This is a genomic window from Streptomyces echinoruber, from assembly GCF_014651135.1.
Taxonomy (GTDB): Bacteria; Actinomycetota; Actinomycetes; order Streptomycetales; family Streptomycetaceae; genus Streptomyces; species Streptomyces echinoruber.
The window spans coordinates 256,261-269,468 of sequence record NZ_BMWH01000004.1 but is presented as its reverse complement, the minus strand read 5'-3'; the positions used below and the strand labels follow the sequence as shown (position 1 = coordinate 269,468).

At 68.9% G+C, this 13,208-nt stretch carries 12 protein-coding genes; 7 read left to right on the top strand and 5 right to left on the bottom strand.

Annotated elements, in window-relative coordinates; genetic code table 11:
* Positions 1 to 115: 115 nt before the first annotated feature.
* From IE225_RS08180 to IE225_RS08165, 4 genes are all read left to right on the top strand, one after another.
* Positions 116 to 823, top strand: coding sequence for a KpnI family restriction enzyme N-terminal domain-containing protein (locus IE225_RS08180; protein WP_190056689.1), 708 nt, complete (start codon positions 116 to 118; stop codon positions 821 to 823).
* A gap of 16 nt (positions 824 to 839) precedes the next feature.
* Entirely contained in the window at positions 840 to 2,276 is a 1,437-nt protein-coding gene (locus IE225_RS08175; protein ID WP_190056688.1) for a ParB N-terminal domain-containing protein, read from the top strand.
* Positions 2,273 to 4,090 carry a DEAD/DEAH box helicase gene (locus IE225_RS08170; protein WP_190056687.1) on the top strand — a complete coding sequence of 606 codons (1,818 nt, stop codon included), beginning with the start codon at positions 2,273 to 2,275 and terminating at the stop codon, positions 4,088 to 4,090. The genes IE225_RS08175 and IE225_RS08170 overlap by 4 nt, the downstream gene beginning before the upstream one ends.
* A gap of 166 nt (positions 4,091 to 4,256) precedes the next feature.
* Positions 4,257 to 5,609, top strand: a complete 1,353-nt coding sequence (locus IE225_RS08165) for a DNA cytosine methyltransferase (RefSeq protein ID WP_190056686.1) — start codon at positions 4,257 to 4,259, stop codon at positions 5,607 to 5,609.
* Here IE225_RS08165 and IE225_RS08160 read toward each other — a convergent pair.
* Together IE225_RS08160 and IE225_RS08155 are read right to left on the bottom strand one after the other, a co-directional pair.
* Entirely contained in the window at positions 5,538 to 6,002 is a 465-nt protein-coding gene (locus tag IE225_RS08160; protein ID WP_190056685.1) for a very short patch repair endonuclease, read from the bottom strand. The genes IE225_RS08165 and IE225_RS08160 overlap by 72 nt on opposite strands.
* 325 nt (positions 6,003 to 6,327) lie before the next feature.
* Positions 6,328 to 7,344 (bottom strand): SEC-C domain-containing protein, encoded by a 1,017-nt coding sequence (locus IE225_RS08155; RefSeq protein WP_190056684.1) that lies wholly within the window; start codon positions 7,342 to 7,344, stop codon positions 6,328 to 6,330.
* A gap of 158 nt (positions 7,345 to 7,502) precedes the next feature.
* On the opposite strand from IE225_RS08155, the gene IE225_RS08150 reads away from it, so the two are divergent.
* Positions 7,503 to 8,198, top strand: coding sequence for a DUF1877 family protein (locus tag IE225_RS08150; protein WP_190056683.1), 696 nt, complete (start codon positions 7,503 to 7,505; stop codon positions 8,196 to 8,198).
* A gap of 113 nt (positions 8,199 to 8,311) precedes the next feature.
* On the opposite strand, the gene IE225_RS08145 is transcribed toward IE225_RS08150, so the two are convergent.
* Positions 8,312 to 9,706, bottom strand: coding sequence for an MFS transporter (locus IE225_RS08145; protein ID WP_190056682.1), 1,395 nt, complete (start codon positions 9,704 to 9,706; stop codon positions 8,312 to 8,314).
* Between the two features lie 70 nt (positions 9,707 to 9,776).
* Between IE225_RS08145 and IE225_RS08140 the strand changes: the two genes are divergently transcribed.
* Together IE225_RS08140 and IE225_RS08135 are read left to right on the top strand one after the other, a co-directional pair.
* Positions 9,777 to 10,304: a winged helix-turn-helix transcriptional regulator gene (locus IE225_RS08140; protein ID WP_190056681.1), complete on the top strand. Its 528-nt coding sequence runs from the start codon at positions 9,777 to 9,779 to the stop codon at positions 10,302 to 10,304.
* Between the two features lie 211 nt (positions 10,305 to 10,515).
* Positions 10,516 to 11,373, top strand: coding sequence for a fumarylacetoacetate hydrolase family protein (locus tag IE225_RS08135; RefSeq protein ID WP_190056680.1), 858 nt, complete (start codon positions 10,516 to 10,518; stop codon positions 11,371 to 11,373).
* A gap of 204 nt (positions 11,374 to 11,577) precedes the next feature.
* Here the strand turns inward: IE225_RS08135 and IE225_RS08130 are convergent, their stop codons facing one another.
* Positions 11,578 to 12,516, bottom strand: a complete 939-nt coding sequence (locus tag IE225_RS08130; RefSeq protein ID WP_190056679.1) for an LLM class F420-dependent oxidoreductase — start codon at positions 12,514 to 12,516, stop codon at positions 11,578 to 11,580.
* Positions 12,517 to 12,573: 57 nt separating this feature from the next.
* A complete protein-coding gene (locus tag IE225_RS08125; protein ID WP_229879322.1) occupies positions 12,574 to 13,104 on the bottom strand; it encodes a heme-degrading domain-containing protein in 531 nt (176 codons plus the stop codon).
* Positions 13,105 to 13,208 lie beyond the last annotated feature (104 nt).

The following is a 13,208-nucleotide window of genomic DNA, read 5'->3' as shown; positions in this document are numbered from 1 at the left end:
TCAGCCGGGCGGCCGGGGGTGGTTAGTCCACGTTCATGCTGTTGCTGACGTAGTGCGTGGATAGTTTCTGCATGCCCTTTATGTCGGCATGCTGTTGATTGACCGGAGGCGCTAGATGACGCTGCCGTCGTGGCAGGACACCAAGCTGGGAAGCATGGCGCGCGCAGCGCTGTGGCTTCTGCTTGAAGTGGGGGAGGGCAAAATCTTCACGAAGGCTGAGCTGCGCGCGGCTTTTCCCGACGTGGCGCAGATCGACAGGCGCATCCGGGATCTGCGTGACCATGGTTGGCGGATTGACACCAGCCGTGACGATCCTTCCCTGAAGCAGCAGGAGCAGCGCTTCGTGTCCAGGGGCGCCGATGTCTGGGTCCCCGGCAAGTCGAAGACGCCGAAGCACAAGGCCGGCCTTACTGCGGCACAGCGTCAGAAGGTGTTCAGTGAGGACAACTACCTGTGCCGGTCGTGTGGTATCGCGGTAGCTGAGGCTTACGAGGACGGCGTTACACAGGCCGTGCTCAATGTGGCTCGCCGTAAGGTGCTGTTGGACGACGGAAGAGTCACCTACCAGCTGGTTACGGAATGCAAGCGCTGCGGCGCGGGCAGCGCCGGCCGCGAGGTTGACCTAGGGATGATGCTGGACCTCGCCGAAGCGCTGTCTCCTATGGAACGCAGGATCTTCCTGTCCTGGATCGCCGCGGACCGCAGGCCTTTCAGCCCTATGGAGAAGATGTGGGGCATTTACAGGACTCTTCCAGAAGAGTCCCGTAAGGCCTTCGCTAAGGCACTTGAGGACATGGGCGACGGCGAAGACACGAACGACTAGGACAGGAGGGGGAATCATGCTGCGGGAGTTTCCGCCGCCGCCCCGCGCGGCCGAATTCAGCGAACTGATCAAGAAGAAGGTGGAAGAGGTCAAGGCTGCCGGCGGCACCAGGGAGACCGTCACGGTTGACTGGAACGAGCAGCAGGCTCATGTCGAAGTGATTGATCTTCCGCTGAATGGCCTGTACTTCAACCCGGGTACCCACCGGATCCGTGCTCAGCGCAGCCACGACCCGGTCCGGGACGAGGCTCTTGAGAAAGATCCGTGGAGCGCCGAAAGCCAGGACTACCTCAAGTTCCTGCTGCAGGCTTCACCGACTGACCCGAACCTGCGGGACCCGGACTTCGACAAGCTCAAGGAGAGCCTGCATCAGTTCGGCCAGAATGATCCGGGACTCGTGACACACCACGGTGTGCTCGTGAACGGCAACACGCGTGCCGCCGCTTTGCGGGAACTGGGCATGCAGACGATGCGCGTGGGCGTCCTGCCCGAGTCGTTCACGTGGGCGGACATCAACGCCGTCGAGCTGTCACTGCAGTTGCGCAAGGACCACCGCCGTGACTACTCCTACATCAACCGGCTCCTGGCCATGGAGGAACAGGCTTCCCTCGGCCGGACGCCTGAGCAGATCGCCAAGGAATTCCGGATCCAGGTCAGGACTTATCACCAGGAACGCTGGATCCTGAGCACCATCCGGGAACTGATCGACCGCAGCAAGCAGGCCGGCGGCGTGGCGCTTCGTCTGGTGGACTGGGAAGGTGCTCAGGAGCGTCTGAAGGAGCTGCACCGTCTGTACGTGAAGCTTGAGTCCGTCGATCGTGACCAGGCAGAGGTGCTGAAGGAGCTGCGACTGGCCGCGATTCTCCTCGAGTTTTCGAAGACGGACGTCCGGCACATCGATGAGAGCTTCCTGAAGGGGAAGTATCTCGAACGGACGCTGCCGGCCACGCTCAAAGCGTCTGCTCCTGCGGAGGATCAGCCGGAAGCGGTGACCATTCCGGGGCTTGGCTTGGCCGTCCCCGCAGCGTCTTCCGCTGTTTCGGAAGCCAGAGCGCTGAACGACCGGATCCTCCGCGCCAGTGCTGCTGTCAGGAGCGGTAAGGCAGAGCTGCCGGACAGCGACAAGGCAGAAGAACAGTCGGTGCTCGACGAAGCCAAGGACGCTTTCGACAAGGCGATTGAGGCTGCTGGCCGTGACACCCGCTTGCGGAAGCGTAAGCAGCAGGCTCAGGACCGGTTGGCGGAAGCCTGTGCGAGCATCGATCAGTGCGTGATGGACCTTGTACAGGCACGTACCTCTCGAAGCCTTGACGAAGAGGCCTTTGATGAGGCCGTGCTGAAACTCCGCGCTAGTCTCCGGAAGCTTGCGCAGCAGGCGGCACGAGGACTTCCCAACCCTGGCGACGGGGTGTCCTGGCTCATGGACGCTGTGTCCGCGGAGGGCTCCCGGTGACGAACGAGGCGACGGAAACGTCCCTGCATCTGGGGTTCGACGAAACACGCACGCGCGTCGTGCTACGGACGACCGACCAATACCAGCAGGATCTCGTCCAGCTGGCCGCCCGTTTCCGTACGGGCGGCCAGCTCGGCCCGTTGAGCGCCTCTGTCGCGCTTGACGAGCTGCTCGCCGATCTCAGCGTCCTGAGCGGGTGGCCGCATCACGAGGGCGTGGAGTGGTCCCCTGAGCTGCGCAATCTCGTAGCGAGTGTCATCCAGGACGCGAACACAGTCGAGACTCGACTGTCCCATGCTGCTCCCCCCGACGAGATTGCCTCCAGGGATGTCCCCGGCATGCTCGGCGATACGTGGACAGGCGAACTCAGCGAGTTCCAGCTCCGTGATATCGCCAAGCTGCTCTCACTCCAGCACGGAGCCAACTTCAGCGTGCCCGGCGCCGGCAAGACACGTGTGGCCCTTGCCGTGTACGCCGCGCAGAAGACTCAGGGCAGGGTAAGCCGAGTCCTGGTCGTATGCCCCAAGTCCGCATATGAGTCCTGGCGCTATGAGACAGCAGTGTGCTTCCGCCACCCGCTGCGCACCCACGTCCTTGATGGATCAATGGACCGGTGGGCCGAAGTTCTGATCGTCAACTATGAACGGTTGGACCGTTCGCTCGCGACGCTGGCCAGTTGGCTGAAAGCAGCTCCCTCGATGATCATCCTTGATGAGGCTCACCGGATGAAGCTGGGGGCTCGGGGCACGTACGGCGCGGCATGCATGGCCCTTGGCCCGCTCGCGAAGCGACGGCTCATCCTCACCGGTACGCCGGCTCCGAACGGGGCCAAGGACCTGGAGAACCTGTTGGGCTTCGTCTGGCCCGGACATGGCCAGCGAACCGTTGCACGGGCTGTGGCCGGCGGAGACCTGGCTTACGCCAGTTCTGTGCTGCGTCCGCTGTTCACCCGGACGACGAAGCAGGAGCTGGGTCTTCCTCCGGTCAGGCTGAGGATGCGGTACGTCGACATGCCCCCGCTGCACAGTGAGATTTACACCTCACTCGTCGGGGGCATAGGAAGGCGAACGGCAAGGGACGATCTCAGCGCGCTCGGCAAGACCGCTCTGCGGCTGCTCATGGCGGCAACAAGTCCAGCACTGCTCCTCGAAGGGGCCAGTAAGTACGAGCCGCTGGCCTACCAGCTCCCGCCGCTGGAGGTCCCCGAAGGCAGCTCGCTGTACTCCCTCATGCAGAACCTGCCTGACTATGAGCTGTCCCCCAAGTATCAGGAAGCGGTCGCTATCGTCGCGGAGAATGCCCGGCAAGGGCGCAAGACGCTTGTTTGGACCACCTTTGTCCGGAGTTTGACCACTCTGGAACGCATGCTTGAGAAGTACAGTCCTGCCGTGGTCCACGGAGGTACTCCGGATCGTGACGAGCAGTTGCGGCGCTTCCGTGAGGATCCCAGCTGCGCGGTGCTGCTCTCCAACCCCGCGACCTTGGGCGAGGGCATCAGCCTGCACCAGGTCTGCCATGACGCGGTGTACGTCGATCGCGACTTCATGGCTGGACGGTTCTTGCAGAGCCTTGACCGGATCCATCGCCTTGGCCTCGCGCCCGGAACCGAGACAAGGGTGACGGTCCTGGCTGTCCAGAACACCATTGATGAGGTCGTTGCGGCCCGTCTGGATCAGAAGTTGGAGTTCATGGGCAAGATCCTTGATGACCCAACGGTGCAGCAGCTCGCTGACCTGCAGGAAGAACCATCTGTAGCGGCAGGCCTAGCGCCGAGTGACATCGAGGCCTTGCTGCGGCACGTGGGAAGTCGTTAACCTCTGGGGGTTCAGCTTCTGGCTCAGGGTGCTCCTCTGTCCCGATGGCGTCTTCTGGCACGGCGATCACGGAGGAGTGCGAGAATCTTGAGGTCGAGAAACAGGGCGTAAGCCCTGACTCGGCGCGACCTGACGCATGTTTTGAGCCACACCAGGAGGAGCGCCCATGCGCGCCAACGGCCGGAAGCGCCCCCAGTTCACTCCGCCGCTGACCTCGATCGAGATCTGTGCAGGGGCTGGCGGGCAAGCCGTTGGGTTGCATAACGCGGGATTTGATCACCTTGCTCTAGTTGAGTGGGATCCCCATGCGGTGCAGACACTCCGGGCAAACGTGGCGGGCTGGCCAGGCTGGACCGAGGCAAAGGCCCAGGAACTCAAGCCGATGGATGTCAAGGAATTCCTGGACTCTGATGAGCACATCAGCCTCGGACTTAAAGAAGGTGAGCTTGACCTGCTCGCCGGGGGTGTGCCATGCCCGCCGTTCTCTCTGGCTGGAAAGAGGCTCGGGCGGGAAGACGAGAGGGACCTCTTTCCGGATGCGCTAAAAATTGTCAGGCGTCTGCAGCCCAAAGCGGTCATGATTGAGAACGTACGAGGGATCCTCGAGCCCCCTGAGGTGTTCATTGAATACCGGGCTGAGATTTTGGACGAGCTACGGGAAGCCGGCTACTCCGTTCCGGAAATCGACGTTAGCTCTTCGCCTGTGCGTCAGGACCTAATCATGCGGAAGGTCTGGCGTCGGCTGGATGCCAGTGATTTCGGCGTGCCGCAGCTCCGGCCCCGGGCGATCCTTGTTGCGATTCGCAATGATGTCCTTAAGGAGAGCCCTTTCGGGTTCATCTGGCCGAAGCGTCTCGAAGGAAAAAGCGCTACGGTCGCAAGTGAGCTGGATGAGACCATGAGGGAGCGCTGCGAGGACTTCTGGGACAAAAACAAGTGGGGAAAGCCTGCGAAGCCTGGAGAGCGGACAGGGAAAGACGTCTACGAAAAGTGGCGCCGCGCAGCCATGAAGGCGAAGACCGTTGGTAGAGGGGTTGCTCCAACTCTCGTGGGCGGGTCCAGGAAGCATGGTGGGGCTGACCTTGGGCCAACCAGGGCGAAGCGTGCCTGGGCAGCTATGGGAATTGATGCCATGGGCGTCGCCAATGACCGCGAGGAGTGCGATCCGGAGCGAGACCTTTTCCGTGATGCGGGACCGATGCTGACTGTGGAACAGGCGGCTATCATCCAGGGCTTCCCGCGTGGTTGGAAGTTCCAAGGAAGGAAGACGGCCCGGTACCGGCAGGTGGGTAACGCGTTTCCCCCTCCGGTCGCTGAGGCGGTTGGCCGTGCTATTGCTGCTGTATTGCGTCCCGAGTGCAGGCAGGAACTTCTCAAAGGGTATGAGATGGATACAGATGAAGTGGAGTCTCCGGAGTTGATTCCCGAGCAGATGGAGTTTCCGGTCTCAGGAGCTTCCCCGCAGGCCCGAGCGGCGCGCGAGGACAGCGTCAGCGATTTTGTGAGCGCAGGCGTCTGATGGCTCGTGCTCCCAGAAGCGGAGCACGAGCCACCCGGCTTCCGTGAGTTTCTTATCGGTGTCGCGGTCGCGCTCCATATTGCGCAGGACTTTCTCTGACCAGTATCCGGGATTCGTTTTCGGAGGCACATAGTGCTCGGGGCAGCCGTGCCAGTAGCAGCCGTCGATGAACACAGCTACTTTTACTGGCCGGAATACCATGTCAGCTGTCCGGCGGAGGTCTGGCAAGGGCCGGGCCGCAACGCGGTAGCGCAGCCCACGGGCATGAACTAGTCGCCGGATTAGCTTCTCGGGCTTTGTGTCACGGCTGCGAATCGCTTGCATGTTGCGACGGCGGGCTGCAGACGAGGCCCAGGAACCTTCTGGCGCCTCCCACTCGAGACCTTCAGACACACTGCAGAGGGTAGCCCGGTGCGCGGTTGGGTGGTGTTGATACCCGTCCCACACCTCACCGGAAGGACCCGGAAGTGACGGGTGGCGAGTCTCTCTGCACGGTGACCGTGGGGCCGCCCGCTTCTCCGGTGGTGTAGTGCCTCCGTGGGCGGGGAGCGAGCGGGCGGTCCGGAAAGACGGTAAAGGCTTCAGCAGTAGGCGGAGCGGTTGTTTTGCGGTCCGGCGTGAACGAGGTGCGTAGCGGGCGGGGCGCCGGGTGGGGTGGCGCCGACCAGGCGATGGGAGCGGCGGCGACCGGACGTGCGGCCGGTGGGCCGACGGCGGCTCAGGCGCCGGCTCCGTGACAGTCGCCGTACGGCCGCCCCGATCCGCACCAGCACCCCGCCCCCCGCTCCGGTGGCCAGGTCGTCGCGCGGCCTCGGGCTGCGAGGGTCGTCGCGTACTGGGGCAGCAGGGTCGCGTCGGAGGGGGAGGTGCCCTCGGAGGCCGCGAAGGCCTCGTAGGAGGGGACCGTGCCCGAGACGATGCCGAGGTTCTGGGTGCCGGAGGCGGCCAGTTCGCGCAGGGCCGCCTCTATCGTCGCCGTGTGGTCGGCGTGCGACGGGTACTCCGAGGCCAGGTCGGGGTAGGCGGCGACCAGTTCGCGCAGTTCCTCCTCGGGCCAGTGGAGGATCGCCACCGGGAACGGGCGGGAGAGAGCCTCGCGGTAGGCGCCCAGTTCGGCCCGCAGGCGGGTGATCTCCGCGCGGAGTTCCTCCGGGTTGTCGGAGCCCAGGGACCAGACCCGCTTGGGGTCGTGGAGTTCGTCCAGGGGGACGGAGGACGGGTTCACGCCGTCCGCCAGGGTGTCCCAGTCGTCGTGGGGCAGGGCGAGCATGCGGCGGACGCGGTGGCGGCCGAAGAGGAGGGGGTGGGTGGCGGCGGGGGGTTCCTCCGCGTCCGGGACCAGGAGGCGGGCGGCCTCGGTGAAGGTGGCGTGCGCCTCGTCCAGCTCGTCGTGGGCCTCCAGGGACTCGGCCGCGATGATCCACGGGGCCGGGTCGCGGGGGGCCGACGTGCGGATGCCGTTGATGATCGCGCGGGCCTCCGCCTCGTGGCCGTACTCCCACAGGTTGGACGCCTTCAGGGCCCGGACGAGATGCGGGTTGTCCAAGGTGTCCGGGGAGGTCAGCAGGCGGTCGTAGAGGGCCGTCGCGGTGGGGCGGTCGCCGGCCAGTTCGTGGTGGGCGGCGGCCCGCAGCAGCAGGGCCTCGGCGTCCTCCGGGTACAGGCCGGCGGCCCGCTCCAGGCGGGCGGCCTCCGCGGTGTGGTCGACGTTCTCGGCAGGCGTGTCGGGGCGCATGGGGGACACCGTACTGCCCGGGACCGACACAGTGGAGGCGGCCTGTGGACGGTCGCGGGGGCGGGGGTGGCCCGGGCGACCCGGGTGACGGCAGGCGGGACCGCCCGGCTGAGGGAGACTCTTCCGGACCGGATCTTTTCCCGTCGACGGGGGCTGCCGTGGGCTTCTGGATGCACCTCACCCGGCACGACGCGGCCCGGGTCGCCGCGCTCCTGGACCACCCCGGGGGCGCGCGGGCCGGCCGGGCGCGGCTGTACGAGGCGTGGGAGAACGAGGACTGGGACGACGAGCGGCGGGACGACGAGCGGTGGGACAGCGAGTGGCGGGACGGCGAGCGGTGGGACGACACGGTCCGGTGCGCCGCGGCGTCGTACGGCACCGGCGGCGACTCCGCCCCGCGCCTGCCGATCCTGGAGTCTGCGCACGTCCACCGCGCCTGGCAGGCCCTGCACATCCTCCTCACCGGCGCGGATCCCTACGACGAGGAGGCGGTGGCGCCCGTCGGCGACCCGGCGTGGAACGCCGTGCTGGGCGGTGCGCGGATCACGCGGGACGGGGACGACCGGAACGCCGGGGCGTGGGAGGACCTGCTGCTGCTCATGCCGGACGAGGTGGCGGCCGTGGACGGCTTCCTCCGCGCCCTGGACCGGGACGAGTTGATACGGCGCCGCCATCCGTTCCTGCGGGAGGTGGGGCCGTACTCCTTCTCCGGCTGGACGATGGGGTCGGGCCGGGGCGCGGAGACCGGGGACATGGTGCAGAGCGGCGTCCTCGCCAACGCCTTCGACACGCTCCGCGGGTTCTACGTCCGGGCCGCGGCGGCCGGGAACGTCGTGGTGAAGAACATCGGGTGAGGGTGAGGAGGACTTCCGTCGGCGGCCTCTTCCTCCAGTGGTTTGAGAACTTTCCCCAGTGGTTTGAGATAAGGGGCGTCGCAAGTCTCGACAACCCCGCCCGCCACCCCGTCTCACCCCAGCGCCGCCACCGTCACCGCGCCCACCGCCGCCAGCCCCGCCGACACCGCCGCCGCCAGGTCCGCGCCCCGGGCGAGGTCGCCGGTGGACGTGGCGATCGCGATGGTGAGGGCCACGCCGGCGCAGGAGCCGATGTAGCGGAAGGTCTGCTGGGCGCCGGAGCCCATCGCGGCGCGGTCCGGCGGGACGGAGTCGACGGCGAGCAGGGGCAGGGCGGCGTTCAGCAGGCCGCTGCCCGCACCGCTCAGGACCAGGCCGGGCAGCAGGCGGGGCCAGGAGCCGGCGGCGACGGCGCCGAGCAGGGTGAGGACGCCGGCGGCGTGCAGGACGAAGCCGAGGGAGAGCTGCCACCGGGCGGGCAGCCGGCCGGAGAGGCGGCGGGCCTGCAGGGCGACCGCGAAGGACAGGCCGGACCAGAGCAGGAACAGCCACGCCGTGTCCATGGCGGACAGGCCGAGCGTCCGCTGGAGCAGGGCCGGCAGGAAGCTGAACAGGCCGATCACCGCCAGGCCCGTGAACAGGCCGCCGGCGGAGGAGGCCAGGAAGCGGGGGTGGCGCAGCAGGCCGAGGTCGATCAGGGGGGTCGGGGCGCGGTGCTCCACCGCCGCGAAGGCGGCCAGCAGGGCGGCAAACGCCAGGAGCAGCAGGCCCACCGGCGGGCGCAGCCAGCCGTCCCGGCCCAGGGTCAGCGCGGCCACCAGGGCGACCAGGGCGAGGCCGAAGGTCACGGCACCGGCGAGGTCGGGCCGGCCGCCGCGCGGGGCGCGCGACTCCGCGAGCGTACGGCCGCCCAGCGCCGCGACGAGCAGCGCGGTGGCGCCCAGGACGCCGTAGGCCGTCCGCCAGGTGGGCAGGGCGCCGGCGACCAGGGGGCCGGCCGCGATGCCGCCGCTGACGAACGCGCCCCACACGCCGGTGGCGCGCAGCCGCCCCGGCGGGGTGGGGAAGGCGTGCACGAGCAGGCCGAGGCTGCTGGCCAGGAGCGCCGCGCTGGCCGCGCCCTGGGCGACGCGGGCCAGGGTGAACTGCCAGGTGGTGGTGGCCAGGGCGCCGAGGGCGGTGGTCAGGCCCAGGGCGAGGGTGCCGGTGAGGAAGACCCGGCGGCGGCCGTGGTCGTCGGCGAGGCTGCCGGCCACCAGCAGCAGCGCGGCGAGGCCGAGCGGGGTGCCGTTGAGCAGCCACGCCTGGGCGGAGAGCGGGGTGTGCAGGGCGGCGGCCGTGTCGGGGAGCGTCACCATCGGCGCGGTGTACGTCATGAGGGCCACGGCGGTGGCCGCGCTGGTCACGGCCAGGGTGGCGGCGGGGTGCGCCGCCGGGCGTGGGGACACCTGCGCGGCGTCGGCCGTCCGGGCGGGCGCCTCTACAGTTCGGTGATTGAACCTACTCATGGAACGGCACCGTACCACGGTCGGTTCGTTCACTGAATCAATTCGTCGGAAAATGGCTACAGTGGTCCCCATGGCATTGGGCAAGGACTACGCGACCCAGCAGTGCTCGATCGCCCGCGCGCTGGAAGTCGTCGGCGAGCGCTGGACGCTGCTCGTCGTCCGCGACGCGCTCTACGGCGTACGGCGCTACAACGACTTCCTCGTCCACCTCGGCGCCCCGCGCGCCGTCCTGGCCAACCGGCTGCAGACGCTCACCGCCGAGGGCATCCTCGAAAAACGCCGGTACCAGGAGTCGCCCCCGCGCGACGAGTACGTCGTCACCGAGCGCGGCACCGCCCTGTGGCCCGTCCTGCTGGCCCTCGGCGCCTGGGGCCGCGAGCACTACGGCGAGGACCGCCTGCGCGTCTTCCGCCACGCCGCCTGCGACACCGAACTGGCCCCCACCGGCCTCTGCCCCGCCTGCGGCGTCACGGTCCCCGCCGAGGACGTCCTCATGGTCCCGGGCCCCGGCCTCGACCCCGACCCGGCCGACCCGGTCAGCCGCGCCCTGCTGAAGCCGAAGCGGTTGCTGCAGCCCATCGACACCGATCGCGTGTGACCCACCGGCACGCCTGACGGGCAAGGGGAGCGGTGGGAAGGAGGGGGAGGGGAAGAGGAAGCGCCGGTGTGGTCCTGCGGTCCAGTACGTGAACCGGGTCTTGCGGAGTGGACGAGGGGGCTGGAGGATCGACCGGTCCTTCGAGGGGGGGCGGGGTCGTCGTACCGCCGTGTGCGTCGGGTGGGCGCCCGTGGGTGAGGAGAGGGTGACCGTGAAGCTGCTGCGAGTCGGGCCCGTGGGGGCGGAGCGGCCGGCGCTGCTCGACGCCGGGGGCACGCTGCGGGACCTGTCGGGGGTGGTCGCGGACATCGACGGCGCGCTGCTCGCCGACAGCGCGGCGCTCGACCGGATCCGGGCCGCCGCCGACGCGGGCGGGCTGCCGGAGCCGGCCGCGGCCGGGCTGCGCGTCGGGCCGCCGCTGGCCCGCATCGGCAAGATCGTGTGCATCGGGCTGAACTATCACGACCACGCCCGCGAGACCGGCGCCGAACCGCCCGCCGAGCCCGTCCTGTTCCTGAAGGCGCCGGACACGGTCGTCGGCCCCTACGACACGGTGCTCGTGCCGCGCGGGTCCACCAAGACCGACTGGGAGGTGGAACTCGCGGTCGTCATCGGGCGTACGGCCCGCTACCTGGGCTCGCGCGAGGAGGCGCTCGCGCACGTCGCCGGGTACGCCGTCGCACACGACGTGTCCGAGCGGGAGTTCCAGATCGAGCGGGGCGGGACCTGGGACAAGGGCAAGAACTGCGAGACGTTCAACCCGCTCGGGCCGTGGCTGGTGACCGCCGACGAGGTGCCCGATCCGCAGGCGCTGCGGCTGCGGCTGTGGGTCAACGGCGAGCTGCAGCAGGACGGGACCACCGCCGAGCAGATCTTCCCGGTCGCGGAGGTCGTGCGGTACGTCAGCCAGTTCATGACCCTCCACCCCGGGGACGTCATCAACACCGGGACCCCGGCGGGGGTGGCGCTCGGACGGCCCGACCCCAAGCCGTTCCTGCGGGCCGGGGACGTCGTCGAGCTGGAGATCGACGGACTCGGGCGGCAGCGGCAGGAGGTGAAGGACGCCTGAGCCGTCCCGGGCCGCTGCTTGTGGTTCGTGCCCGTGCCCGTACCTGTGCTTGTGCCTGTGCTTGTGCTCGTGCCTGTGCCCGTGCGCACCGTTCGGCGGCGGCTGATGACGGCCCCCGACGGGGCCTGGAGGGGGCCCGTCGGAGGGCTCGCGTTCATCCCGGTCGTCCCGGTCGTCCCGGTTGTTTCGGTCATCTCGTCCCGGTCACCCCAGCAGTGCCGCCAGCCTGCGCCACTCCTCCCGCGGCAGGCCCTCCTGCGGGTCCGCGCGCACCACCTGCAGTGCCACGTGGTCCGCGCCCGCCGCGTGGAACTCCTCGACACGGGCGCGGATGCGGTCCTCGCCCCAGGCGAACACGGCCTCGATCAGACGGTCGCTGCCGCCGTCGGCGATGTCGGACTCGGTGAAGCCCAGGCGCAGGAAGTTGTTGGTGTAGTTGGGCAGCCGCAGGTACCGGGCGAGGTAGGCGCGGGCGGTGTCCCGGGCCCGCGCCGGGTCGGTGTCCAGGACGACCTTGAACTCCGGTGCCAGCAGCGGGCCCTGGCCGAGGATCTCGCGGGCCCGCGCGGTGTGCTCGGGCGTCACGAGGTACGGGACCGCGCCGGCCGCCCGGTCCCGGGACAGCTCCAGCATGCGCGGGCCGAGGGCGGCCAGGACCCGCCGGCCGGCCGGGACGCCCGCCTTGTCGAGGGCGTCGAGGTAGCCGGTCATCGCCGCGTACGGGCGGCGGTAGCCCTCGATCAGCGGGCCGTGGCTGACGCCGAGGCCGAGCACGAAGCGGTCCGGGTGCGCCGCCTGAAGCTCCGTCACCTCGGCCGCGGTGACCTCCGCCTCCTGCTGCCAGATGTTCTGGATGCTGGTTCCGACGACGAGCCGCGAGGTCGCCTCGATCAGCGGGGCGGCGTGGCGGGCGGTGCTGTTGCCGCCCAGCCACACGGCGCCGTAGCCGAGTTCCTCCAGTTCGGCGGCGGCCTCGGCGCGCTCGCCGCGGCCCTCGGGGTCCTCGGCGCGCAGTTCCACGCTCCAGACACCGTGGCGGCCGACCGACTCCTTCGGGGAGTGTTCCTTTGCGGAGTGCTCGTCCGGGGAGTGCTCGTCCGGGGAGTGCTCGTCCGGGGAGTGCTCCTTCTGGGGCGTGTCCATGCTTCCGTCCTCTCGGGCAGGCGCTGCGCCGTGATCACGCGTACCGCAGCTACAGCGCTAACGACCCAGGAACTGTTCCAGCGCCTCCACCACGAACCGGTGGTCCGCCAGCTGCGGCAGCCCCGACACCGTCACCGCGCCGACCACGCCGACGTCCTCGACGCGGATCGGGAAGGAGCCGCCGTGGGCCGCGTAGACGTCGGGGTCGAGGCGGGAGGACTCCTCGAAGGTGGTGCCCTTGGCGCGGAAGCGGGCGCCGACCAGGTAGGAGGAACAGCCGTAGCGCTCCACCACTCGGCGCTTGCGGGCGATCCAGGCGTCGTTGTCGGGGCTGGAGCCGGGCAGGGCCGCGTGGAAGAGCTGCTGGCCGGCGCGGTGGATGTCGACGGCGACGGGCGCCTGCCGCTCCCGGGCCAGTTCCACCAGCAGCGAGCCCAGCGCCCAGGCGTCCTCGAAGGTGAACCGGCGGAAGACCAGGCGGCGCTCCTGCGCCTCCAGTTCTTCGATGGTGGGGATGGTCTCCTGGGTGGCTCCTGGAGTGGTTTCCGAGGTGGTTCCCGGGGTGGTGCGGGGCGTACGGGCGGTCATGGGCGGACGCCTTCCGTGCGTGCGGTGCGGTCGGGGTGTGCGGTCCGGGCAGGGGCCGCGGTGCGGCCGGGGCGGGCGGCGCGGGGCGCCGGGTGCGGGGAGTG

What these genes read in the sequence shown, in the direction of transcription:
- IE225_RS08155 (WP_190056684.1), bottom strand. Translation starts at nt 7,344, where the DNA reads ATGCGCCCCGACACGCCTGCCGAGAACGTCGACCACACCGCGGAGGCC.
- IE225_RS08130 (WP_190056679.1), bottom strand. Translation starts at nt 12,516, where the DNA reads ATGGACACGCCCCAGAAGGAGCACTCCCCGGACGAGCACTCCCCGGAC.
- IE225_RS08165 (WP_190056686.1), top strand. Translation starts at nt 4,257, where the DNA reads ATGCGCGCCAACGGCCGGAAGCGCCCCCAGTTCACTCCGCCGCTGACC.
- IE225_RS08145 (WP_190056682.1), bottom strand. Translation starts at nt 9,706, where the DNA reads ATGAGTAGGTTCAATCACCGAACTGTAGAGGCGCCCGCCCGGACGGCC.
- IE225_RS08175 (WP_190056688.1), top strand. Translation starts at nt 840, where the DNA reads ATGCTGCGGGAGTTTCCGCCGCCGCCCCGCGCGGCCGAATTCAGCGAA.
- IE225_RS08180 (WP_190056689.1), top strand. Translation starts at nt 116, where the DNA reads ATGACGCTGCCGTCGTGGCAGGACACCAAGCTGGGAAGCATGGCGCGC.
- IE225_RS08140 (WP_190056681.1), top strand. Translation starts at nt 9,777, where the DNA reads ATGGCATTGGGCAAGGACTACGCGACCCAGCAGTGCTCGATCGCCCGC.
- IE225_RS08125 (WP_229879322.1), bottom strand. Translation starts at nt 13,104, where the DNA reads ATGACCGCCCGTACGCCCCGCACCACCCCGGGAACCACCTCGGAAACC.